Annotated in this window: 24 protein-coding genes; 21 read left to right on the top strand and 3 right to left on the bottom strand. The window is 56.5% G+C overall.

All coding sequences use genetic code 11. The annotated features are described in order from the left end of the window. The first annotated feature begins 145 nt into the window (after positions 1-145). The 8 genes from mdcA to mdcH all read left to right on the top strand — a co-directional run bounded on the left by mdcA (position 146) and on the right by mdcH (position 7,192). Positions 146-1,801, top strand: a complete 1,656-nt coding sequence (gene mdcA, locus IM282_RS08590) for a malonate decarboxylase subunit alpha (protein ID WP_023298766.1) — start codon at positions 146-148, stop codon at positions 1,799-1,801. Beyond that, positions 1,801-2,658: a triphosphoribosyl-dephospho-CoA synthase gene (locus IM282_RS08585; protein ID WP_022649605.1), complete on the top strand. Its 858-nt coding sequence runs from the start codon at positions 1,801-1,803 to the stop codon at positions 2,656-2,658. Before mdcA ends, IM282_RS08585 begins: the two co-directional genes overlap by 1 nt. 9 nt (positions 2,659-2,667) lie before the next feature. After that, positions 2,668-2,967, top strand: a complete 300-nt coding sequence (gene mdcC / locus IM282_RS08580) for a malonate decarboxylase acyl carrier protein (RefSeq protein ID WP_022649604.1) — start codon at positions 2,668-2,670, stop codon at positions 2,965-2,967. After that, the gene (locus IM282_RS08575; RefSeq protein ID WP_003861672.1) at positions 2,960-3,793 is read left to right on the top strand and encodes a biotin-independent malonate decarboxylase subunit beta; all 834 of its coding nucleotides are present in this window, start codon (positions 2,960-2,962) and stop codon (positions 3,791-3,793) included. Before mdcC ends, IM282_RS08575 begins: the two co-directional genes overlap by 8 nt. Further along, positions 3,793-4,593: a biotin-independent malonate decarboxylase subunit gamma gene (gene mdcE, locus IM282_RS08570; RefSeq protein WP_003861675.1), complete on the top strand. Its 801-nt coding sequence runs from the start codon at positions 3,793-3,795 to the stop codon at positions 4,591-4,593. Before IM282_RS08575 ends, mdcE begins: the two co-directional genes overlap by 1 nt. 123 nt (positions 4,594-4,716) lie before the next feature. Further along, positions 4,717-5,676 carry an AEC family transporter gene (locus IM282_RS08565; protein ID WP_192970319.1) on the top strand — a complete coding sequence of 320 codons (960 nt, stop codon included), beginning with the start codon at positions 4,717-4,719 and terminating at the stop codon, positions 5,674-5,676. Positions 5,677-5,678: 2 nt separating this feature from the next. After that, on the top strand, positions 5,679-6,296 hold the full coding sequence (locus tag IM282_RS08560; RefSeq protein ID WP_038416830.1) for a malonate decarboxylase holo-ACP synthase: 618 nt from the start codon (positions 5,679-5,681) through the stop codon (positions 6,294-6,296). Beyond that, positions 6,296-7,192 carry a malonate decarboxylase subunit epsilon gene (mdcH, locus tag IM282_RS08555; RefSeq protein ID WP_032626771.1) on the top strand — a complete coding sequence of 299 codons (897 nt, stop codon included), beginning with the start codon at positions 6,296-6,298 and terminating at the stop codon, positions 7,190-7,192. The genes IM282_RS08560 and mdcH overlap by 1 nt, the downstream gene beginning before the upstream one ends. 102 nt (positions 7,193-7,294) lie before the next feature. Here the strand turns inward: mdcH and IM282_RS08550 are convergent, their stop codons facing one another. Both IM282_RS08550 and IM282_RS08545 read right to left on the bottom strand, forming a co-directional pair. Continuing rightward, positions 7,295-8,227: a LysR substrate-binding domain-containing protein gene (locus IM282_RS08550; RefSeq protein ID WP_022649599.1), complete on the bottom strand. Its 933-nt coding sequence runs from the start codon at positions 8,225-8,227 to the stop codon at positions 7,295-7,297. A gap of 15 nt (positions 8,228-8,242) precedes the next feature. Next, complete coding sequence (locus IM282_RS08545) at positions 8,243-10,147, bottom strand: ABC transporter ATP-binding protein (protein ID WP_023298762.1); 1,905 nt, start codon at positions 10,145-10,147, stop codon at positions 8,243-8,245. A 132-nt stretch (positions 10,148-10,279) separates the two neighbouring features. Here IM282_RS08545 and kefG point away from each other — a divergent pair, with 132 nt between their 5' ends. The 4 genes from kefG (at position 10,280) to slyD (ending at position 13,535) form a co-directional block, all read left to right on the top strand. Then, positions 10,280-10,831: a glutathione-regulated potassium-efflux system ancillary protein KefG gene (kefG, locus tag IM282_RS08540; protein WP_003861686.1), complete on the top strand. Its 552-nt coding sequence runs from the start codon at positions 10,280-10,282 to the stop codon at positions 10,829-10,831. Further along, a complete protein-coding gene (kefB, locus tag IM282_RS08535; protein ID WP_003861688.1) occupies positions 10,831-12,636 on the top strand; it encodes a glutathione-regulated potassium-efflux system protein KefB in 1,806 nt (601 codons plus the stop codon). The genes kefG and kefB overlap by 1 nt, the downstream gene beginning before the upstream one ends. A 13-nt stretch (positions 12,637-12,649) precedes the next feature. Beyond that, positions 12,650-12,850 (top strand): YheV family putative zinc ribbon protein, encoded by a 201-nt coding sequence (locus tag IM282_RS08530; protein ID WP_022649597.1) that lies wholly within the window; start codon positions 12,650-12,652, stop codon positions 12,848-12,850. Between the two features lie 94 nt (positions 12,851-12,944). Further along, the gene (gene slyD, locus IM282_RS08525) at positions 12,945-13,535 is read left to right on the top strand and encodes a peptidylprolyl isomerase (protein ID WP_003861691.1); all 591 of its coding nucleotides are present in this window, start codon (positions 12,945-12,947) and stop codon (positions 13,533-13,535) included. Between the two features lie 51 nt (positions 13,536-13,586). Here slyD and IM282_RS08520 read toward each other — a convergent pair whose 3' ends face one another. Then, the gene (locus IM282_RS08520) at positions 13,587-13,805 is read right to left on the bottom strand and encodes a protein SlyX (RefSeq protein ID WP_023298761.1); all 219 of its coding nucleotides are present in this window, start codon (positions 13,803-13,805) and stop codon (positions 13,587-13,589) included. A 238-nt stretch (positions 13,806-14,043) separates the two neighbouring features. Between IM282_RS08520 and fkpA the strand changes: the two genes are divergently transcribed. From fkpA to IM282_RS08475, 9 genes are all read left to right on the top strand, one after another. Beyond that, positions 14,044-14,862, top strand: a complete 819-nt coding sequence (gene fkpA, locus IM282_RS08515; RefSeq protein ID WP_003861695.1) for an FKBP-type peptidyl-prolyl cis-trans isomerase — start codon at positions 14,044-14,046, stop codon at positions 14,860-14,862. A gap of 167 nt (positions 14,863-15,029) precedes the next feature. After that, the gene (locus tag IM282_RS08510; RefSeq protein WP_003861697.1) at positions 15,030-15,752 is read left to right on the top strand and encodes a transcriptional regulator; all 723 of its coding nucleotides are present in this window, start codon (positions 15,030-15,032) and stop codon (positions 15,750-15,752) included. Further along, on the top strand, positions 15,752-16,138 hold the full coding sequence (tusD, locus tag IM282_RS08505; RefSeq protein WP_003861699.1) for a sulfurtransferase complex subunit TusD: 387 nt from the start codon (positions 15,752-15,754) through the stop codon (positions 16,136-16,138). The genes IM282_RS08510 and tusD overlap by 1 nt, the downstream gene beginning before the upstream one ends. Continuing rightward, complete coding sequence (gene tusC, locus IM282_RS08500) at positions 16,138-16,497, top strand: sulfurtransferase complex subunit TusC (protein ID WP_023298759.1); 360 nt, start codon at positions 16,138-16,140, stop codon at positions 16,495-16,497. Before tusD ends, tusC begins: the two co-directional genes overlap by 1 nt. Positions 16,498-16,504: 7 nt before the next feature. After that, on the top strand, positions 16,505-16,792 hold the full coding sequence (gene tusB / locus IM282_RS08495; RefSeq protein WP_022649592.1) for a sulfurtransferase complex subunit TusB: 288 nt from the start codon (positions 16,505-16,507) through the stop codon (positions 16,790-16,792). A gap of 124 nt (positions 16,793-16,916) precedes the next feature. Then, positions 16,917-17,291: a 30S ribosomal protein S12 gene (gene rpsL / locus IM282_RS08490; RefSeq protein WP_000246815.1), complete on the top strand. Its 375-nt coding sequence runs from the start codon at positions 16,917-16,919 to the stop codon at positions 17,289-17,291. Between the two features lie 96 nt (positions 17,292-17,387). Further along, entirely contained in the window at positions 17,388-17,858 is a 471-nt protein-coding gene (gene rpsG / locus IM282_RS08485; RefSeq protein WP_003861706.1) for a 30S ribosomal protein S7, read from the top strand. 96 nt (positions 17,859-17,954) lie between these two features. Next, positions 17,955-20,069, top strand: a complete 2,115-nt coding sequence (fusA, locus tag IM282_RS08480; protein ID WP_022649591.1) for an elongation factor G — start codon at positions 17,955-17,957, stop codon at positions 20,067-20,069. A gap of 69 nt (positions 20,070-20,138) precedes the next feature. Beyond that, on the top strand, positions 20,139-20,359 hold a 221-nt coding region (locus IM282_RS08475; protein ID WP_000031665.1), incomplete at its 3' end, for a GTP-binding protein.

Genomic DNA, 20,359 nt, shown 5'->3' with positions numbered 1-20,359 from the left:
GATCCCGATCACATTTCTTTACCTTGATTATTACTCTCAGGCTAATGATTACGTCCTACGCTTAATTGATGCCTTTCTCACCAGAGCGCACACTTTACTCAACGTTAAGCAAATCAGAATGATGTGCTGAATCAGGAGGTTAATAATGTTATCTGGGCAAACACCCACCCGGCAATGGAACACCCGACGCAGCGAGAAAGCGCGTCGTCTGGCGTCCGTACCGGTGCAGGGCAAGGTACTGCCAACCGGCGATCTTGTCGCCATGCTGGAAAAACTGATCGCACCAGGCGACAAAGTCGTTCTGGAAGGCAACAACCAGAAGCAGGCGGATTTCCTTTCCCGTTCACTGGCCGAAGTGAACCCGCAAATCGTGCACGATCTGCATATGATCATGCCGAGCGTGGGCCGCAGCGAACATTTGGACATCTTTGAGAAAGGCATCGCCCGCAAGCTCGACTTCTCCTTCTCCGGTACGCAAAGCCTGCGCATTTCGCAGCTGCTGGAGGATGGTCAGCTCGAAATCGGGGCGATTCACACCTACATCGAACTCTACTCACGTTTATACGTCGACCTTTCGCCAAACGTGGCGCTGATTGCCGGTTTTAAAGCGGACCGTAAAGGTAACCTCTACACCGGGGCGAGTACCGAAGATACCCCGGCGCTGGTGGAAGCCGCCGCGTTCCACGACGGCATCGTCATCGCACAGGTGAACGAGCTGGTGGACGACGAGTGCGACCTGCCGCGCGTCGATATTCCGGGCTCGTGGATCGATTACGTGGTGGTGGCGGACAAGCCGTTCTTTATTGAGCCGCTCTTCACCCGCGACCCGCGCCTGATTAAACAGGAACACATCCTGATGGCGATGATGGCGATTAAAGGCATCTACGCTGAACACCAGGTGCAGTCCCTGAACCACGGGATTGGCTTTAATACCGCAGCGATCGAACTGCTGCTGCCAACCTACGGCGAACAGCTCGGACTCAAAGGCAAAATCTGTAAACACTGGACTTTGAACCCGCATCCAACGCTGATCCCGGCCATCGAAAGCGGCTGGGTGGAGAGCGTCCACTGCTTCGGCGGCGAGCTGGGGATGGAAGAGTACATCCGCGCCCGTCCGGACGTGTTCTTTACCGGTGCTGACGGCTCCATGCGCTCTAACCGCGCCTTCTGTCAGCTGGCTGGTCAGTACGCGGTCGACATGTTTATCGGTTCCACGCTACAGGTTGATGGTTACGCTAACTCCTCAACCGTGACCCGCGGCCGTCTCTCCGGCTTCGGCGGCGCACCAAACATGGGCCACGATCCGCACGGTCGTCGCCACGCCACTCCGGCCTGGCTGAACATGATCACCGAGCCTGACCCGATGCAGCGCGGTAAAAAGCTGGTTGTGCAGATGGTGGAAACCTTCCAGGCGGGCGTGAAGCCAACCTTCGTGGAGAAACTCGACGCCGTAGACGTGGCGAAAGCCTCCGGCATGCCACTGGCGCCGGTTATGATTTACGGCGATGACGTCACCCACGTGCTGACGGAAGAGGGGATTGCTTACCTCTACCGGGCGAAAGATCTGGAAGAGCGTCGCGCCATGGTCGCCGCCGTGGCGGGTATCACCGATATCGGTCTGGGCGTTGATGCCAAACGCGTGGCGGAACTGCGCCAGAGCGGCAAGGTTGTGTATCCGGAAGATATGGGCATTCGTCGTACCGATGCCACCCGCTCTCTGCTGGCTGCGGGCAGCGTGGCTGACCTCGTTGAGTGGTCCGGCGGCCTGTATAACCCACCTGCGAAATTCCGGAGCTGGTAATGAAACTTCTGCCCCAGATCCAGGTTGAAGGCGGTGCCGAATGGCTGGCGCGAACCGCCACGCAGTGTCTGATTGACGAAGCACGTTTAAGCCCGAAGCCCGGTCTGGTGGACAGCCGGGGGAACGGCGCGCATCACGATTTATCGCTTGCGCTGATGGAGCGCTCCGCTCACAGCCTGACCCCCACGTTTCAGGCGCTGGCGCAACAGAGCTGGCAGCGTCCGGCGGATATTGCCCTCAGGCAAACCGTTGGCCGCCTGGGTCGTGAAGGCGAACGGCAGATGATGGCCGCTACCGACGGCGTGAACACACACCGTGGCGCGATCTGGGCGCTGGGATTGCTGGTGAGCGCGGTGGCGATGCTGGGCGGCGATGCCCGGGCGCAAACCGTCGCGAACACCGCCGCTCAGCTGGCGAAACTGCCGGATGACGCGGCGCCGAAAGTATTCAGCAAGGGGTTACGCGTCACGCACCGCTACCGTGTACCGGGCGCGCGTGAAGAGGCTCAGCAGGCGTTTCCGCACATCATGCAGCGCGCGCTGCCGCAGCTTCACCTCAGCCGCCTCAACGGCAGCAGCGAAACGCAGGCCAGACTCGACGCGCTGATGGCGATCATGACCTCGCTCACCGACACCTGCGTGCTGTCGCGCGCCGGCATGGAGGGGCTGGATGCCATGCAGAACGGCGCCCGTGCGGTGCTGAACGCGGGAGGATGCGCAACACTTGCGGGGCAGCAGGCGCTGGCGCGGTTAGACCGTCAGATGCTGACGCTTAACGCCTCGCCGGGCGGAGCCGCAGACCTGCTTGCCGCCACGCTGTTTCTTGACCGCGTCGAAACGCCCTATTCAAAGCATTAAGAGGATGTTATGGAAAAAATCACATTGACCGTGCCCGCCAGCCGCGAAGTAAGCGGCAGGGCGCTGGCAGGGGTAGTCGGTTCCGGGGATATGGAGGTGCTTTTCACCGCCGAACCGGGCCAGACCTTAATCATTGATATCACCACCTCCGTCGACAACAGCCGTGGGCGCTGGGAGGCGTTGTTCAATCGCCTGCAAACCGTCAGCAGCCTGCCCGCAGGTAAGCTGACCATCCACGACTTCGGCGCGACGCCGGGCGTGGCACGCATTCGTATCGAACAGGTTTTTGAAGGGGTGAACCATGCGTGATGACAGCAGCTTTATCGAATTAAAAGCGCGCCAGCGTGCGCAGGCGCTGCTCGACGACGGCAGCTACCGCGAACTACTGGATCCGTTTGAAGGCATTATCTCTCCGTGGCTTGGGCCACAGGGGATTGTTCCTCAGGCCGATGACGGCATGGTAGTCGCGAAAGGGACTATCAACGGCCAGCCTGCAGTGGTGGTGGCGATTGAAGGCACCTTCCAGGGCGGCAGCATGGGCGAAGTGTCCGGTGCCAAAATGGCGGCGGCGCTGGAGCTGGCTGCGGAAGATAACCGCAACGGCATTCCGACTCAGGCGGTACTGTGCCTCGAAACCGGCGGCGTACGTTTGCAGGAAGCCAACCTTGGCCTGGCGGCGATTGCCGATATCCACGCCGCGATCGTTGACCTGCGTCGCTATACCCCGGTTGTCGGGATTGTCGCTGGGACCGTGGGCTGCTTCGGCGGGATGTCTATCGCCGCGGCGCTGTGCAGCTACCTGATTGTGACCCGCGAAGCGCGTCTTGGCCTCAACGGCCCGCAGGTTATTGAGCAGGAAGCGGGCATTGAAGAATATGACTCCCGCGACCGTCCGTTTATCTGGAGCATGACCGGCGGCGAAGTGCGCTATGAAAGTGGGCTGGTGGACGCGCTGGTGGGCGACGGCGTGAACGCGGTGAAAGCCGCGATGAACGAGGCTATCGCCAAAGGCGTACCGGCGAAACATCGCACCGATAACTACGACGATTACCTGAACCGTCTGACGAATTTCGACACCCGCAAACAGGCCGATGCCGAACAGATTAAAGCGCTTTTTGCCCGGGAGGTGAAATGATGACTAACTCAATTAGCCGTGGCGAACTCTGGCTGGAAACTCTGGCCCCGAACGCAAAACGTCTGGAGGGGTTATGCCCGTCCGTGCAGGCGGCAGACGGCGAGCTGAACGGTGAAACGGTGCGCTTTGTCGCCGTGGTGCCGGACGCCAACAACCACTTCCCGCGCGCGGCGCAAGGGGAAGTGGGGCTGCTGGAGGGCTGGACGCTGGCAAAAGTGGTCAGCGAAACCGTCGCCGCTGACGCAGATAAAGCCGTGAAGCGCCCGATTGTGGCGGTGATCGATGTCCCAAGCCAGGCCTATGGCCGTCGCGAAGAGGCGTTTGGTATCCACCAGGCGCTGGCCGGCGCCGCTGCCGCCTATGCCAATGCGCGGCTGGCGGGGCATCCGGTGATTGGTCTTATCGTCGGTAAGGCCATGTCCGGCGCGTTTCTGGCGCACGGCTACCAGGCCAACCGCCTGATTGCCTTCAACGATAAAGGTGTGCTGATCCATGCCATGGGCAAAGAGTCTGCGGCGCGCATTACGCTGCGTACCGTGGAGGCGCTGGAAAAACTGGCGGCAACCATTCCGCCAATGGCGTACGACATCAGCAACTACGCCACGCTGGGGCTGCTCTCCGACCTGCTGGATATCAGCAACCCGGATGCCCCTTCCGAAAGCGATCTGACGCGGGTGAAAACTACCCTGCAACAGGCCATCAGCGACGCTCGTCAGGACACCACGTTGAAAAACCGTCTGGGTGCTGACAACCGCCGCAGCTCGGCGCTCGTACGTGAACGTATGCGAGCCAGCTGGTAAGTAAAAAGAGACCTGCCAGATGCATTACCCCGTGGGCGCGCCCGTTGCGTCCACGCGGGTACCTGCATCCTGAAAATAATAAACATCGCGCCAGTGCTTAAACTTTTTTACTACAGGTGATTTATGACTTACGTAATTGTTCATGCTCTTGCACCGATTTTCGTCATCATGCTGCTGGGATTCTGGGCCGGTAAAGCAAAGATGGTCGATAACAAAAATGTTTCCCTGCTGAATATCTTCGTTATGGATTTTGCACTCCCTGCCGCGCTGTTCAGCGCCACCGTGCAAACCCCGTGGACCGGCATTGTGGCGCAGTCGCCGCTGATCCTGGTTCTCACCCTGGCGATGTGGATCACCTATGCGGCCATCTACTTCCTCGCCACCAAAGTCTTTAAAAAATCTCCGCAGGATGCGGCCGTAATGACGCTGACCGTCGCTCTGCCAAACTATGCGGCGCTCGGCCTGCCGATTCTGGGCAGCGTGCTGGGTGAAAGTTCTTCTACTTCACTCTCCGTGGCGGTCTCCATCGCCTGTGGTTCGGTGCTGATGACCCCGTTCTGCCTGCTTATTCTGGAGCGTGAGAAAGCCCGCGCCGAAGGCAATAACTCCGGTTCAACGCTTTCCATGCTGCCGGTGCTGATGTGGCGCTCCATTAAAAAACCGATCGTGATGGGCCCGCTGCTGGGTGTGATCCTGTCCGCTATCGGCATCAAAATGCCAGAGCTGGTACTGGCGGCGATTAAACCTCTGGGATTGTCCGCGACCGCTGCGGCGCTGTTCCTGACCGGGGTGATCCTCTCCGCGCGTAAGCTTCAGATCAACACCATGGTGATCACTTCCACTATCGCCAAGCTGCTGATCCAGCCAGCAATTGCCTGGGGTATCGTTTTAATCTTCGGTCTGCACGGCTCCGTGGCGATCACCGCCATCCTGATGATTGCGCTGTCTGCGGGCTTCTTTGGCGTGGTGTTCGGTAACCGCTTTGGCGTGCAGTCGCCGGATGCTGAAGCCGTGCTGCTGTTGAGCTCCATACTGTGTATCCTGTCGCTGCCGCTGTTTATCTCGCTGACTTCAGGAATGTAATTATGACCACAACATTACGCCCACACGACCTCATCTGGCTTACCGCGCGCGACGCCCTGGAAGGGATTACCGAATCCTGGGCAGACGCGGCCTGGCATACCGGGCTGCCGGTAGTGGTGCGGCGTGATGTTGATAATGAAGGCCGTATTCCCGTTGGCGTGCGCGGATTGCGCCGCGACCAGCGAGCGGCCGGATGGGTGAAGCCTGAGAACGTGTTGCGCGTGGTGTCGCCCGAAGAGTTGAGCGTTGCCGCCGACCTGCTGCGTTCGCCGTTTGTCACTCAGCCGCCGGTTCAGGTGGCGCTTCAGCTTGCGCAGCAGTCGTGGCCGTGGACGTGGGGGATAACCGGCAGTACGGGTTACGCGCTGGCGACCGGCATTCCGGTGATCCACGCCGATAGCGATCTCGATCTGCTGATCCGCGCCCCGCGTACCGTTTCCCCTGAGGCGTTTACTGACTGGCAGGCTCAGCTCAGCCGTGCGTTGTGCCGGGCGGATACGCAGGTGGACACGCCCGAGGGCGGATTCGCGCTGGCAGAATGGTTACGCGACGGCAAAACGCTGCTAAAAACGCAATGTGGACCGCGCCTGGTAGCGGATCCATGGCACAGGGAGGAGTAATGAAAATACTGTTTACCTTTCCGGGGCAGGGCACACAGCACGAAGGTATGCTGCAAAACCTGCCGGGAACGGAGCTGGAGCAGGCCCGTGCTGTGCTGGGGGCGGAAGTCGATACCCTGGACAGCGCATCCTCGTTAACCCACACCCGTGCGGTTCAGCTTTCACTGCTGATTGCCGGCGTGGCCTGGGCGCGCGAGCTGGAACGTCGCGGCGTGTCGCCGGATATTGTCAGCGGTCTGTCCATTGGCGCTTATCCTGCGGCGGTTATCGCAGGCTCGCTGGACTTTACGGATGCGCTGAAGCTGGTGGCGCTGCGCGGTGATTTGATGGAGCAGGCGTATCCGCACGGCTACGGCCTGACGGCGATTATGGGGTTGACCCTGCCGCAGGTGGAAAACCTGATTCAGGGGACTGGAACCTATATCGCTAACCTGAACGCCGAAACGCAGATCGTGATTGCCGGAACCGATGACGGTATGGCGCAGGTGGCGGAGTGCGCGCTGGCGAAGGGTGCAAGCAAGGCCAAACGGCTGGCGGTGAGCGTGCCATCGCACTGCGCGCTGCTGGCGGAACCGGCGAAGAAGCTGGCAGCGGCGTTTGAATCGGTCACGCTTTCCCGTCCCCGCTGCGCGTACCTGAGCGGCAGTACCGGACGCGTGCTCTGGCAGCCGGAGAAAATTGCCGACGATCTGGCAATGAACATGGCGCGAACCGTGCGCTGGCAGGAGGCGGTGATTTCCGCTAACGAGCGTGAAGCGCGGCTGGCGATTGAGATGCCGCCGGGAGGCATATTAACCTGCCTGACGCGGCAGGCGGCGTGGGAAGGCGAATCCATTTCGCTGGAGCGCAGCGGGGTGGACGTGGCGGTGCATCTGGCGGGGCGGCTTCGTGCGTGAGTTTTTTTGCCCGGTGGCGGCTGCGCCTTACCGGGCCTACGGGTTCGGTTGTATTATTTTGTAGGCCGGGTAAGACGCAACGCGTCGCCACCCGGCAAGGCCTCAGGCTCCGTCCTGCAAACTTCTGGCGTACATCCGCCCTTCCGCGGCCAATGCTCGCAGGCTCGGATCCTGCTCGCGGTTGCGGGCAAAGACGATCGCAATCAGCTGCTGCATCTGGTACGGCTGTGCCAGCTTCAGTAGCTGCACCGAATTTTCGTACACTTTCTTCATCCTGCCCGGCATCAGCGTAAACCCGACCCCCGCCTGCACCAGGCTCAGCATCGAGAAAATATCGTTTACCCGCGTCACAATCTCCGGCTCGAAACCGGCAATATGAAACGCTTCCTGAAACCCGGCGTAAGTGGCGAACCCTTCCGCGAGGGCGACAAACTTCTGATCTTTATAGTCACGCAGATCGGCGGGACCGCTGGTATTCAGCGTGGCAGAGGCCGGTGCGGCAAGGAAAATATCGTCATGGAACAGGGGCAGCACTTCGAGGCTGTTACGGTCGATATCGCTCTCGGAGATAGAGATTAAAATCGCATCCAGCGACCCCTCATCCAGCATATGGAGCAGGGTTTCGTTCGAGCCCATCGTCAGATCCATCTCCAGATCCGGACGGCGCAGCTTCATGCCCATTATCAGGCGCGGCACGGTTTCCAGCGTCAGCGAGTAAAGCGTACCGACGCGCAACCGTCCCTGGCCGATACCGGCAATCTTGCGCGACTCTTCCAGTCCGCGCTCCATCACCTGCATCACCTCCTGACAATACTCCAGCAGCGTCCACGCGGAGGGGAGGGCAATCAGGTTACGCCCTTTGTGAGCAAAGAGCGGGCAGCGGACGTTCTCTTCGAGGGTATGCAGCGCGCGGTGCACGCTGACACCGCTCAGGCCGAGCGTTTCGGCGGTACGTGCGATATTGCCCTTGTCCATGAACGTCATGAAGATGCTGAGCTTACGGAATGTAATCTCGCTCGTGGTATCGAAGCCCATAACCCTCCCGGCGTGTTAGTCGGCTTGCAGCATCGCTTCCAGCTGTTCCTGCGCGTCCAGCCATGCCATTTCGCACTCTTCGAGACTGGATTTGGTTTTCGCCTGCGTTTGCAGACAGTCCGTCAGCTCCGCTTTGCGGCTCTGATCGTACAGTTCGCTGTCGCCCAGCTTCTCTTCGACGGCGGCAAGCGTGGCGTTAAGCTTTTCCATCTCTTTTTCGAGACGGGTAATCTCTTTACGCAGCGGCTGAGTCTGGGTGCGCAGTTCCGCTTCACGGCGCTTCTGGTCTTTACGCGCCTGGGCGCTGTTGGCGTTGTCTTTCGCTGACTCTTCCGGCTGGTTTTCCTGCTTCTGCACGTCCGTCAGCCACTGCTGGTAATCTTCCAGGTCGCCGTCGAACGGTTCCACTTTGCCGCCGTGAACCAGATAGAGATCGTCGGTGGTGGAGCGGATCAGGTGGCGATCGTGCGAAACGACAACCAGCGCCCCTTCGAACTCGATCAGCGCTTCGGTCAGCGCCTGACGCATGTCGAGATCGAGGTGGTTGGTCGGTTCATCGAGCAGCAGCAGGTTTGGACGCTGCCAGACGATCAGCGCCAGCACCAGACGCGCTTTTTCGCCGCCGGAGAAACGCGCTGTATTTTCAGTCACCTTATCGCCCTGGAAGCCAAAGCCGCCGAGGTAGTCGCGCAGCTTCTGCTCCATCTCCTGCGGCGCCAGGCGCGCCAGGTGCTGGATCGGCGATTCATCGGCGCGTAAAAATTCCAGCTGATGCTGGGCGAAGTAGCCAAGCTTGATGCCCTTCGCCAGCCCGATTTCGCCGCTGACCGGGTTAAGCTCGCCCGCCAGCAGCTTGATCAGCGTCGATTTACCGGCGCCGTTACGCCCCAGCAGACCGATGCGTGAACCCGGCACCAGGTTGAGCTTGATAGAGTCGAGAATAATGCGATCGCCATAGCCCGCGCTCACTTTTTCCATCTTCAGCAGCGGGTTCGGCAGGCTCTCCGGCTCGCGGAAGCTGAAGTGGAACGGGTTATCCACGTGCGCGGGGGCGATCATCTCCATGCGTTCCAGCATTTTGACGCGGCTCTGCGCCTGCTTGGCTTTTGACGCCTTGGCCTTGAAGCGATCCACAAAGCTTTGCAAGTGCGCCACGCGCTGCTGCTGGCTTTCATACATCGCCTGCTGCTGGGCGAGGCGCGTCGCGCGCTGGCGCTCGAAAGAGCTGTAGTTGCCGGTGTACTCGAACAGGCTTTGCTGTTCGATATGAATGATTTTATCCACCACCGGGTCGAGGAAGTCGCGGTCGTGGGAGATCAGAATCAGAGTGCCCTGATAGCTCTTGAGCCACTTCTCCAGCCAAATAACCGCATCGAGATCGAGGTGGTTGGTCGGTTCATCGAGCAGCAGGAGGTCAGAGCGGCAGATCAGCGCCTGCGCCAGGTTAAGGCGCATACGCCAGCCACCCGAGAAATCGCTCACCGGGCGTTCAAGCTGTTCGTTGCTGAAGCCCAGGCCGTGCAGCAGGCTGGAGGCGCGGGAGCGAATGGTCCAGGCGTCGATGGCGTCCAGCTTGCCGTGGACGGTGGCGATGGCGTGGCCGTCGTTGCGCTCGTTGGCGGCGTTGAGCTCCGCTTCGAGCTTGCGGTATTCACGGTCGCCGTCGATAACATAGTCGAGCGCCGGTTCGCTCAGCGCGGGGGTCTCCTGGTTTACCCAGGCGAGCTGCCAGTTGCCCGGGAAGGTAAAGTTCCCGCCATCCGCGCTTATCTCGTTTTTCAGCAGTGCCAGCAGGGTGGATTTACCGCAGCCGTTTTTGCCGACCAGCCCCACTTTCTGGCCCGGGTTGATGGTAGCAGTCGCGTTATCCAGCAGGACGCGCACGCCGCGACGAATTTGTAACGAGGAGAAAACAATCATAGAAGCGCCGTATGTTCCGACTATGTTAATTTGTCATTATGATAATGTAAGGTGTGGGCCAATTTCCCCACCGGGCCGCCATGGTAGCCCAAAACGACAACAATACACAAAAACAGAACCGGGAGGGGAGTGATGTCTCAGACAGCGAAAGTGCTGCTGCTGTATGCCCATCCGGAATCACAGGACTCGGTGGCAAACCGGGTGCTGCTTAAGCCGGCCACACAGCTCAGTAACGTAACGGTGCACGATCTCTACGCGCACTATCCCGATTTCTTTATTGATATTCCTTACGAGCAGGAACTGCTGCGTCAGCACGACGTGATTGTGTTCCAGCATCCGCTTTATACCTATAGCTGTCCGGCGCTGCTGAAAGAGTGGCTGGACCGCGTGCTGAGCCGGGGCTTTTCCAGCGGGGTGGGGGGCAACCAGCTGGCGGGAAAGTACTGGCGGAGTGTCATCACCACCGGTGAGCCGGAAAGCGCTTACCGTCACGACGGGCTGAACCGTTACCCCATGAGCGACATTCTGCGGCCGTTTGAGCTGACGGCGGCGATGTGCCGTATGCACTGGATGAGCCCGATTATTATCTACTGGGCACGGCGGCAGGATCCGAAAGCGCTGGCGAGCCATGCCAGGGCCTATGGCGAATGGCTGGCGTCACCGATTCCGGCGGGAGGACGCTAATGGACGGTTCGAATTTACTCCTCGCCGGGGTGCTGTTTTTGTTTGCCGCCGTCGTCGCGGTCCCCCTTGCCGCGCGTCTCGGCATTGGCGCGGTGCTGGGCTATTTGCTGGCGGGGATAGCCATTGGTCCCTGGGGGCTTGGGTTTATCAGCGATGTGGATGAAATTCTCCACTTCTCTGAACTGGGCGTGGTGTTCCTGATGTTTATCATCGGGCTTGAGCTTAATCCGTCCAAGCTGTGGCAACTGCGGCAATCTATTTTTGGCGTCGGGGCGGCGCAGGTGTTGCTCAGCGCCGCCATTCTGGCGGGCCTGCTGATGCTGACGCAGTTTTCCTGGCAGGCCGCGGTGATTGGCGGGATCGGTCTTGCAATGTCGTCGACGGCGATGGCGCTTCAGCTGATGCGCGACAAAGGGATGAACCGCAACGAGGCGGGGCAACTGGGCTTTTCGGTGCTGCTGTTCCAGGATTTAGCGGTGATCCCGGCGCTGGCGCTGGTGCCGCTGCTGGCAGGCTCCGGAGACGATCATTTCGACTGGATGAAGATCTCCATGAAGGTGCTGGCCTTCGCGGGGATGCTGATCGGCGGACGGTTTTTACTGCGTCCAGTGTTCCGGTTTATTGCGGCATCCGGCGTACGCGAGGTCTTCACCGCCGCAACGCTGCTGCTGGTGCTTGGTTCAGCGCTGTTTATGGATGCGCTGGGGTTGTCGATGGCGCTCGGGACGTTTATCGCCGGGGTGCTGCTTGCGGAAAGCGAGTACCGCCACGAGCTGGAGACCGCCATCGATCCGTTTAAGGGGCTGCTGTTAGGGCTGTTCTTTATCTCGGTGGGTATGGCGCTTAATCTTGGCGTGCTCTATACCCATCTGCTGTGGGTTATTGCGAGTGTCGCCGTGCTGGTGGCGGTCAAAACGCTGGTGCTGTATCTCCTCGCGCGGATTTACGGGCTGCGCAGCTCGGAAAGGATGCAGTTTTCCAGCGTGTTAAGTCAGGGCGGAGAGTTTGCGTTTGTGCTGTTTTCCACTGCGTCGTCTCAGAAACTGTTCAAAGATGACCAGATGGCGCTGCTACTGGTGACGGTCACGCTGTCGATGATGACCACGCCGCTGCTGATGAAGCTGGTGGACAAACTGCTGTCGCGCCGCCTGAATCCCGCAGACGATGAAGACGAAGCGCCGTGGGTGGAAGATGATAAACCGCAGGTGATCGTCGTGGGCTTTGGCCGTTTCGGACAGGTGATTGGTCGCCTGTTGATGGCAAATAAAATGCGCATTACGGTGCTGGAGCGCGATATCAGCGCCGTCAACCTGATGCGCAAATATGGTTATAAGGTGTACTACGGGGATGCGACGCAGCTTGAGCTGTTGCGCTCGGCGGGCGCAGAGGCTGCGGAGTCCATCGTCATCACCTGTAACGATCCGGAAGACACAATGAAGCTGGTGGAGCTGTGCCAGCAGCATTTCCCGCATCTGCATATTCTGGCGCGTGCGCGCGGACGTGTTGAGGCTCACGAACTTTTGCAGGCGGGTGTGAAACACTTCTCCCGCGAAACCTTCTCCAGCGCGCTGGAGCTGGGGCGCAAGGCGCTGGTTTCGCTGGGTATGCATCCTCACCAGGCGCAACGCGCCCAGATGCATTTCCGCCGGCTGGATATGCGAATGCTGCGTGAACTGATGCCCGTGCACAGCGACACGGCGCAGATCTCCCGCGTGCGGGAAGCGCGTCGCGAACTGGAGGAGATCTTCCAGCGTGAGATGCAACAGGAACGACGCCAGCTCGACGGCTGGGATGAATTTGAATAAAGGGTAACGAAAGATGGCTTTACGTAAACGCTTTATCGCGGGCGCAAAATGCCCGTCTTGCCAGGCGCAAGATACGCTGGCCATGTGGCGGGAGAATAATATCGATATTGTTGAATGTGTTAAGTGCGGTCACCAGATGCGTGAGGCCGACAAAGAAGCCCGCGATCACGTTCGCAAAGAAGAGCAAGTGATCGGCATTTTTCATCCAGACTAGCGATATGCTCTGAGTTTTTTTAAGCTTAAGGGTACACGGGTGCAGAATTCCGCTACAATCTGCGCCAGCAATTTTCCCACGCTCAGGAGATATCATGAAAGTAGCAAAAGACCTGGTGGTCAGCCTGGCCTATCAGGTACGTACAGAAGACGGTGTGTTGGTTGATGAGTCTCCGGTGAGTGCGCCGCTGGACTACCTGCATGGTCACGGTTCCCTGATTTCCGGCCTGGAAACGGCGCTGGAAGGTCATGAAGTTGGCGACAAATTCGACGTTGCTGTCGGCGCGAACGACGCTTACGGTCAGTATGATGACAACCTGGTTCAGCGCGTTCCTAAAGACGTGTTCATGGGCGTTGACGAGTTGCAGGTTGGCATGCGCTTCCTGGCTGAAACTGACCAGGGTCCGGTTCCGGTTGAAATCACAGAAGTTGAAGACGACCACGTTGTGGTTGACGGCAACCACATGCTGGCTGGTCAGAACCTGAAGTTCAACGTAGAAGTTGTTGCTATCCGTGAAGCGACCGAAGAAGAGCTGGCTCATGGCCACGTTCATGGTGCGCACGGTCACGACCATGACCACGATCACGGCCACGACGGCTGCTGCGGTGGTCACGGCCACGATCATGGTCATGACCACGGCCACGGTAAAGGTGGTTGCGGTAACGGCGGCTGCGGCTGCCACTGATTCCGTACTGCGGAAAATAAAAAAGCGGGATAATCCCGCTTTTTTTACGCCTCAATAATGAGGTGGTGGCGTCTCTTCAGCCTGAGAGGCGATGTGCGACGACTGCGTTGCCTTCACTTTTTCAGTGAGAAGTCGCATCAAATCGCGCATTTTTGCCATTTCAAGCTCATGAGCCGTCACGGTCTGGTTCAGTTCTTCGATGGTGATGTCCTGAAAAGCCAGGCGGCTTTCCAGCTCAGCCAGTCTCGCTTCGATCGTTGTATCCTTCATCATTCACCTCGTTTATCTCTCATGCGCCATAATGGACCAGCGGCGGCGAAGTTTATCTGACTTTTTCCTTAAGTACAGTATCCATCTCCCTGACAAGAAACTTATTTAAACAAAAATAGTCTGAAAAGAAGCGACATTCGGGGGAGTCTGTCTGTAGATTTCTTCCACAACGTTTTATAGTACGTCACTCATTTACGTTTAACACTGGGGTGAGAGACCTCAGGTCCTGGAGATATGGATGAAATCACTGTTTAAAGTTACGCTGCTGGCGACCACTATGGCTGTAGCGCTCAATGCGCCGCTGTCTTTCGCTGCTGATACTGCTGCGAAGCCTGCTGCGACTACAGACAGCAAAGCGGCATTCAAGAATGACGACCAGAAATCCGCCTACGCACTTGGCGCGTCTCTGGGCCGTTACATGGAAAACTCTCTGAAAGAACAAGAGAAACTGGGCATCAAACTGGACAAAAACCAGCTGATCGCAGGGGTTCAGGATGCGTTCGCAGACAAGAGCAAACTGTCTGACCAGGAAATCGAGCAGACTCTGCAAGCGTTTGAAGCGCGCGTGAAAGGCGCCGCTCAGACCAAGATGGAAGCAGACGCTAAAGATAACGAAGCGAAAGGCAAAGCCTACCGCGATAAGTTCGCTAAAGAGAAAGGCGTTAAAACGTCTTCTACTGGCCTGATCTATAAAGTTGAGAAAGAAGGTACCGGCGACGCGCCTAAAGACAGCGACACCGTTGTAGTTAACTACAAAGGTACGCTGATCGACGGTAAAGAATTCGATAATTCTTATACTCGCGGTGAGCCTCTCTCCTTCCGTCTGGACGGTGTGATCCCGGGCTGGACCGAAGGCCTGAAGAACATCAAGAAAGGCGGTAAAATCAAGCTGGTCATCCCACCGGATCTGGCTTACGGCAAAACCGGCGTTCCGGGTATCCCGGCTAACTCTACGCTGGTATTTGATGTAGAACTGCTGGACATCAAACCGGCGCCGAAAGCGGATGCGAAAACAGACGCACCGGCTGACGACAAAGCCGCAGCAGCTAAGAAGTAATGCTGAAAAAAACCGCCGCCTTTACAGGCGGCGGTTTTTTTATTGTGGGGCAGATATAATTAACACTGGAAAGCGTTATACACGCTGTATTAATTTAGTTGTCCGTGTAGATAATGAGCCTGCCCTGAAAACCTAACGACAGGCTCCTGAAAAGGAGTGTTTTTTTCATGTCCAGGTCGCTTTTAACCAACGAAACCAGTGAACTTGATTTGCTGGATCAACGTCCATTTGACCAGACCGACTTCGATATTCTGAAATCCTACGAAGCGGTAGTGGACGGGTTAGCGATGCTCATTGGTTCCCACTGCGAAATCGTATTGCATTCCCTGCAAGATCTTAAGTGTTCCGCTATCCGCATTGCGAATGGTGAGCACACTGGCCGTAAAATTGGTTCGCCAATCACCGACCTTGCATTGCGTATGTTGCATGACATGACCGGCGCGGACAGCAGCGTCTCAAAATGCTATTTCACCCGCGCCAAAAGCGGCGTGCTGATGAAATCAGAAACTATCGCGATTCGAAACCGCGAACACCGGGTGATCGGTCTGCTGTGCATCAACATGAACCTTGATGTGCCATTCTCGCAAATCATGAGCACTTTCATTCCGCCAGAAACGCCGGACGTGGGCTCATCGGTGAACTTTGCCTCTTCTGTTGAGGATCTCGTGACACAGACGCTGGAGTTCACCATTGAAGAGGTGAATGCCGATCGCAACGTATCCAACAACGCCAAGAATCGTCAGATCGTCCTGAACCTCTATGAGAAAGGGATTTTTGATATCAAAGATGCCATCAACCAGGTGGCCGATCGCCTGAATATCTCCAAACACACGGTTTACCTCTATATTCGCCAGTTCAAAAGCGGCGACTTCCTGGGGCAAGACAAGTAATGCGTTTTGCGTTAATGGTGACGGGCCCGGCGTACGGTACCCAGCAGGCCAGCAGCGCGCTACAGTTTGCCCATGCGCTGCTTGATGCCGGTCATGAACTGGCAAGCGTCTTCTTCTATCGTGAAGGGGTCTATAACGCGAACCAGTTTACGTCCCCGGCGAGCGATGAGTTTGACCTTGTGCGCGCCTGGCAAAAATTAAACGAAACGCAGGGCGTCGACCTGCATATCTGCGTCGCGGCGGCACTGCGTCGCGGCGTGACGGATGCGACTGAAGCCGAACGCCTTGGTCTGGCAGGGGCTAACCTGCAACCGGGCTTTTCGCTCAGCGGATTAGGCGCATTAGCACAGGCGGCGTTGACCTGCGACAGAGTGGTGCAATTTTGATGAAGCGCGTAGCGTTTGTTTTTACTTCTGCCCCCCATGGCAGCGCTTCAGGCCGGGAAGGGCTGGATGCATTGCTCGCGACCTCGGCTTTAACCGAAGATATTGGCGTCTTCTTTTTAGGCGATGGCGTATTCCAGCTTCTGGCAGGCCAACAACCGCAGGCTATTCTTGCGCGCGACTACATTGCGACCTTTAAAGTTCTGCCGCTCTATGACATTGAAACCTTCTATGTGTGCGCCGACTCGCTGGCCGCTCGTGGGTTAAATGAGAAAATACCGTTCGTGCTGGACGTGACGATCCTGACATCTTCTGCGCTGCGCGAACAACTTTCTCACTACGATACCGTTCTGACTTTCTGAGGCTGTCATGCTCCATACCCTGAGCCGTTCACCGTGGCAATGCGATATCGACACGTTACTGAGCATGCTGCGCGAAGGCGATGATCTGCTGCTGATTCAGGATGGCGTGCTCGCGGCGCTTGATGGCAGCCGTTTTGTTGAAATCCTCGCTAATGCCCCCATAACAGTCTCTGCGCTTAAAGAGGATCTGGATGCGCGGGGTCTTTCTGGTCAAATTTCAGCCAAAATTGACGTGGTTGGCTATACTGATTTCGTCAATCTTACTGTGACGCACGCCAGTCAAATGAACTGGTGATTTGAGATCGTTGTATATTTCTTGACACCTTTTCGACGTAGCCCTAAAATTTCGCGTCCTCATATTGTATGAGGTCGTTTTATTACGTGTTTACGAAGCAAAAGCTAAAACCAGGAGCTATTTAATGGCAACAGTTAACCAGCTGGTACGCAAACCACGTGCACGCAAAGTTGCAAAAAGCAACGTGCCTGCGCTGGAAGCCTGCCCGCAGAAACGTGGCGTATGTACTCGTGTATATACCACCACTCCTAAAAAACCAAACTCCGCACTGCGTAAAGTATGCCGTGTGCGTTTGACTAACGGTTTCGAAGTGACTTCCTACATCGGTGGTGAAGGTCACAACCTTCAGGAGCACTCCGTGATCCTGATCCGTGGCGGTCGTGTTAAAGACCTTCCGGGTGTTCGTTACCACACCGTTCGTGGTGCGCTGGACTGCTCAGGTGTTAAAGACCGTAAGCAGGCTCGCTCCAAGTACGGCGTGAAGCGTCCTAAGGCTTAATGGTTCTCCGTTAAGTAAGGCCAAACTGATTTATCTTAATGTCAAACTAAACTCGTAGAGTTTTGGACAATCCTGAATTAACAACGGAGTAATCCCATGCCACGTCGTCGCGTCATTGGTCAGCGTAAAATTCTTCCAGATCCGAAATTCGGATCAGAACTGCTGGCAAAATTTGTAAATATCCTGATGGTAGATGGTAAAAAATCTACTGCAGAAGCAATCGTATACAGCGCGCTGGAGACCCTGGCTCAGCGTTCTGGTAAAAATGAACTGGAAGCTTTCGAAGTCGCTCTCGACAACGTGCGCCCGACTGTAGAAGTTAAGTCTCGCCGCGTTGGTGGTTCTACTTATCAGGTTCCAGTTGAAGTTCGTCCGGTTCGTCGTAATGCTCTGGCAATGCGTTGGATCGTTGAAGCTGCTCGTAAACGCGGTGATAAATCCATGGCTCTGCGTCTGGCGAACGAACTTTCTGATGCTGCAGAAAACAAAGGTACTGCAGTTAAGAAACGTGAAGACGTTCACCGTATGGCAGAAGCCAACAAGGCGTTCGCACACTACCGTTGGTAATCCCTTCGGAGTCGTAGTCACCAGGCGGGCGCTTCAGAGAAGCCGCCCGCTCTGGGTAACTTAACTGAACGCCTAAAGATATAAACGAGGAATCAAATGGCTCGTACAACACCCATCGCACGCTACCGTAACATCGGTATCAGTGCGCACATCGACGCCGGTAAAACCACTACTACCGAACGTATTCTGTTCTACACCGGTGTAAACCATAAAATCGGTGAAGTTCATGACGGCGCAGCCACCATGGACTGGATGGAACAGGAGCAGGAGCGTGGTATTACTATCACCTCCGCAGCGACTACTGCTTTCTGGTCAGGTATGGCTAAGCAGTACGAACCGCATCGCGTAAACATCATCGACACCCCAGGGCACGTTGACTTCACCATCGAAGTAGAACGTTCCATGCGTGTTCTTGACGGCGCGGTAATGGTTTATTGCGCAGTTGGTGGTGTTCAGCCACAGTCTGAAACCGTATGGCGTCAGGCTAACAAATATAAAGTTCCACGCATCGCGTTCGTTAACAAAATGGACCGTATGGGTGCTAACTTCCTGAAAGTTGTTGGCCAGATCAAAACCCGTCTGGGCGCGAACCCTGTTCCGCTTCAGCTGGCAATTGGTGCTGAAGAAGGCTTCACCGGTGTTATCGACCTGGTGAAAATGAAAGCCATCAACTGGAACGAAGCAGATGCGGGCGTTACCTTCGAATACGAAGATATCCCGGCAGAGATGCAGGACCTGGCTGACGAATGGCACCAGAACCTGATCGAATCCGCAGCAGAAGCTTCTGAAGAGCTGATGGAGAAATACCTGGGTGGTGAAGAACTGACTGAGCAAGAGATCAAATCTGCTCTGCGTCAGCGTGTTCTGAACAACGAAATCATCCTGGTAACCTGTGGTTCTGCGTTCAAGAACAAAGGTGTTCAGGCAATGCTGGATGCGGTAGTTGACTACCTGCCATCCCCGGTTGACGTTCCTGCGATCAACGGCATCCTGGACGACGGTAAAGATACTCCGGCTGAGCGTCACGCAAGTGATGACGAGCCGTTCTCTGCGCTGGCGTTCAAAATTGCTACCGACCCATTCGTGGGTAACCTGACCTTCTTCCGCGTTTACTCTGGTGTGGTTAACTCCGGTGACACCATCCTGAACTCCGTGAAATCGGCGCGTGAACGTTTTGGCCGTATCGTACAGATGCACGCTAACAAACGTGAAGAGATCAAAGAAGTTCGTGCGGGCGACATCGCTGCTGCTATCGGTCTGAAAGACGTGACTACTGGTGACACCCTGTGTGACCCGGATCACCCGATCATTCTGGAGCGTATGGAATTCCCTGAGCCGGTAATCTCCATCGCGGTTGAACCAAAAACCAAAGCTGACCAGGAAAAAATGGGTCTGGCTCTGGGCCGTCTGGCGAAAGAAGACCCATCATTCCGCGTATGGACTGATGAAGAATCTAACCAGACCATCATCGCTGGTATGGGTGAACTGCACCTGGACATCATCGTTGACCGTATGAAGCGTGAATTCAACGTTGAAGCGAACGTGGGTAAACCTCAGGTTGCTTACCGCGAAGCGATTCGCGCGAAAGTTACCGATGTTGAAGGTAAACACGCTAAGCAGTCTGGTGGTCGCGGTCAGTACGGTCACGTTGTGATCGACATGTACCCACTGGAGCCGGGCTCTAACCCTAAAGGTTACGAGTTCATCAACGACATCAAAGGTGGTGTAATTCCTGGCGAATACATCCCTGCCGTTGATAAAGGTATCCAGGAGCAGCTGAAAGCTGGTCCTCTGGCTGGTTACCCGGTTGTAGACATGGGTGTTCGTCTGCACTTCGGTTCTTACCACGACGTTGACTCCTCTGAACTGGCGTTTAAACTGGCTGCGTCTATTGCCTTTAAAGAAGGCTTTAAGAAAGCAAAACCAGTTCTGCTTGAGCCAATCATGAAGGTTGAAGTAGAAACTCCGGAAGAGAACACCGGTGACGTTATCGGTGACTTGAGCCGTCGTCGCGGTATGCTGCGTGGTCAGGAATCCGAAGTAACTGGCGTTAAGATCCACGCTGAAGTTCCGCTGTCTGAAATGTTCGGATATGCAACTCAGCTGCGTTCTCTGACCAAAGGTCGTGCATCATACACTATGGAATTCCTGAAGTATGATGATGCGCCGAACAACGTTGCTCAGGCCGTTATCGAAGCCCGTGGTAAGTAATCCACAGGATTAAAACCTAAGTCCCGTGCTCTCTCCGAAGGGGAGAGCACTATAGTAAGGAATATAGCCGTGTCTAAAGAAAAATTTGAACGTACAAAACCGCACGTCAACGTTGGTACTATCGGCCACGTTGACCATGGTAAAACTACCCTGACTGCTGCAATCACTACCGTACTGGCTAAAACCTACGGCGGTGCTGCTCGTGCTTTCGACCAGATCGATAACGCACCAGAAGAAAAAGCTCGTGGTATCACCATCAACACCTCTCACGTTGAGTATGACACCCCGAC

This window comes from Enterobacter cloacae complex sp. P29RS (assembly GCF_014893445.1).
In the GTDB taxonomy this organism is placed as follows: Bacteria; Pseudomonadota; Gammaproteobacteria; order Enterobacterales; family Enterobacteriaceae; genus Enterobacter; species Enterobacter intestinihominis.
The sequence above is the reverse complement of the archived record's forward strand: the minus strand, read 5'-3'. Positions and strand labels throughout refer to the sequence as shown.

Coding starts and splice junctions, on each gene's coding strand:
- IM282_RS08585 (WP_022649605.1), top strand. CDS start 1,801: ATGAAACTTCTGCCCCAGATCCAGGTTGAAGGCGGTGCCGAATGGCTG.
- IM282_RS08575 (WP_003861672.1), top strand. CDS start 2,960: ATGCGTGATGACAGCAGCTTTATCGAATTAAAAGCGCGCCAGCGTGCG.
- IM282_RS08560 (WP_038416830.1), top strand. CDS start 5,679: ATGACCACAACATTACGCCCACACGACCTCATCTGGCTTACCGCGCGC.
- fusA (WP_022649591.1), top strand. CDS start 17,955: ATGGCTCGTACAACACCCATCGCACGCTACCGTAACATCGGTATCAGT.
- slyD (WP_003861691.1), top strand. CDS start 12,945: ATGAAAGTAGCAAAAGACCTGGTGGTCAGCCTGGCCTATCAGGTACGT.
- mdcC (WP_022649604.1), top strand. CDS start 2,668: ATGGAAAAAATCACATTGACCGTGCCCGCCAGCCGCGAAGTAAGCGGC.
- tusC (WP_023298759.1), top strand. CDS start 16,138: ATGAAGCGCGTAGCGTTTGTTTTTACTTCTGCCCCCCATGGCAGCGCT.
- IM282_RS08510 (WP_003861697.1), top strand. CDS start 15,030: ATGTCCAGGTCGCTTTTAACCAACGAAACCAGTGAACTTGATTTGCTG.
- tusB (WP_022649592.1), top strand. CDS start 16,505: ATGCTCCATACCCTGAGCCGTTCACCGTGGCAATGCGATATCGACACG.
- fkpA (WP_003861695.1), top strand. CDS start 14,044: ATGAAATCACTGTTTAAAGTTACGCTGCTGGCGACCACTATGGCTGTA.
- mdcA (WP_023298766.1), top strand. CDS start 146: ATGTTATCTGGGCAAACACCCACCCGGCAATGGAACACCCGACGCAGC.
- kefG (WP_003861686.1), top strand. CDS start 10,280: ATGTCTCAGACAGCGAAAGTGCTGCTGCTGTATGCCCATCCGGAATCA.
- rpsG (WP_003861706.1), top strand. CDS start 17,388: ATGCCACGTCGTCGCGTCATTGGTCAGCGTAAAATTCTTCCAGATCCG.
- mdcE (WP_003861675.1), top strand. CDS start 3,793: ATGACTAACTCAATTAGCCGTGGCGAACTCTGGCTGGAAACTCTGGCC.
- IM282_RS08545 (WP_023298762.1), bottom strand. CDS start 10,147: ATGATTGTTTTCTCCTCGTTACAAATTCGTCGCGGCGTGCGCGTCCTG.
- IM282_RS08530 (WP_022649597.1), top strand. CDS start 12,650: ATGGCTTTACGTAAACGCTTTATCGCGGGCGCAAAATGCCCGTCTTGC.
- kefB (WP_003861688.1), top strand. CDS start 10,831: ATGGACGGTTCGAATTTACTCCTCGCCGGGGTGCTGTTTTTGTTTGCC.
- rpsL (WP_000246815.1), top strand. CDS start 16,917: ATGGCAACAGTTAACCAGCTGGTACGCAAACCACGTGCACGCAAAGTT.
- tusD (WP_003861699.1), top strand. CDS start 15,752: ATGCGTTTTGCGTTAATGGTGACGGGCCCGGCGTACGGTACCCAGCAG.
- IM282_RS08550 (WP_022649599.1), bottom strand. CDS start 8,227: ATGGGCTTCGATACCACGAGCGAGATTACATTCCGTAAGCTCAGCATC.
- mdcH (WP_032626771.1), top strand. CDS start 6,296: ATGAAAATACTGTTTACCTTTCCGGGGCAGGGCACACAGCACGAAGGT.
- IM282_RS08520 (WP_023298761.1), bottom strand. CDS start 13,805: ATGAAGGATACAACGATCGAAGCGAGACTGGCTGAGCTGGAAAGCCGC.
- IM282_RS08565 (WP_192970319.1), top strand. CDS start 4,717: ATGACTTACGTAATTGTTCATGCTCTTGCACCGATTTTCGTCATCATG.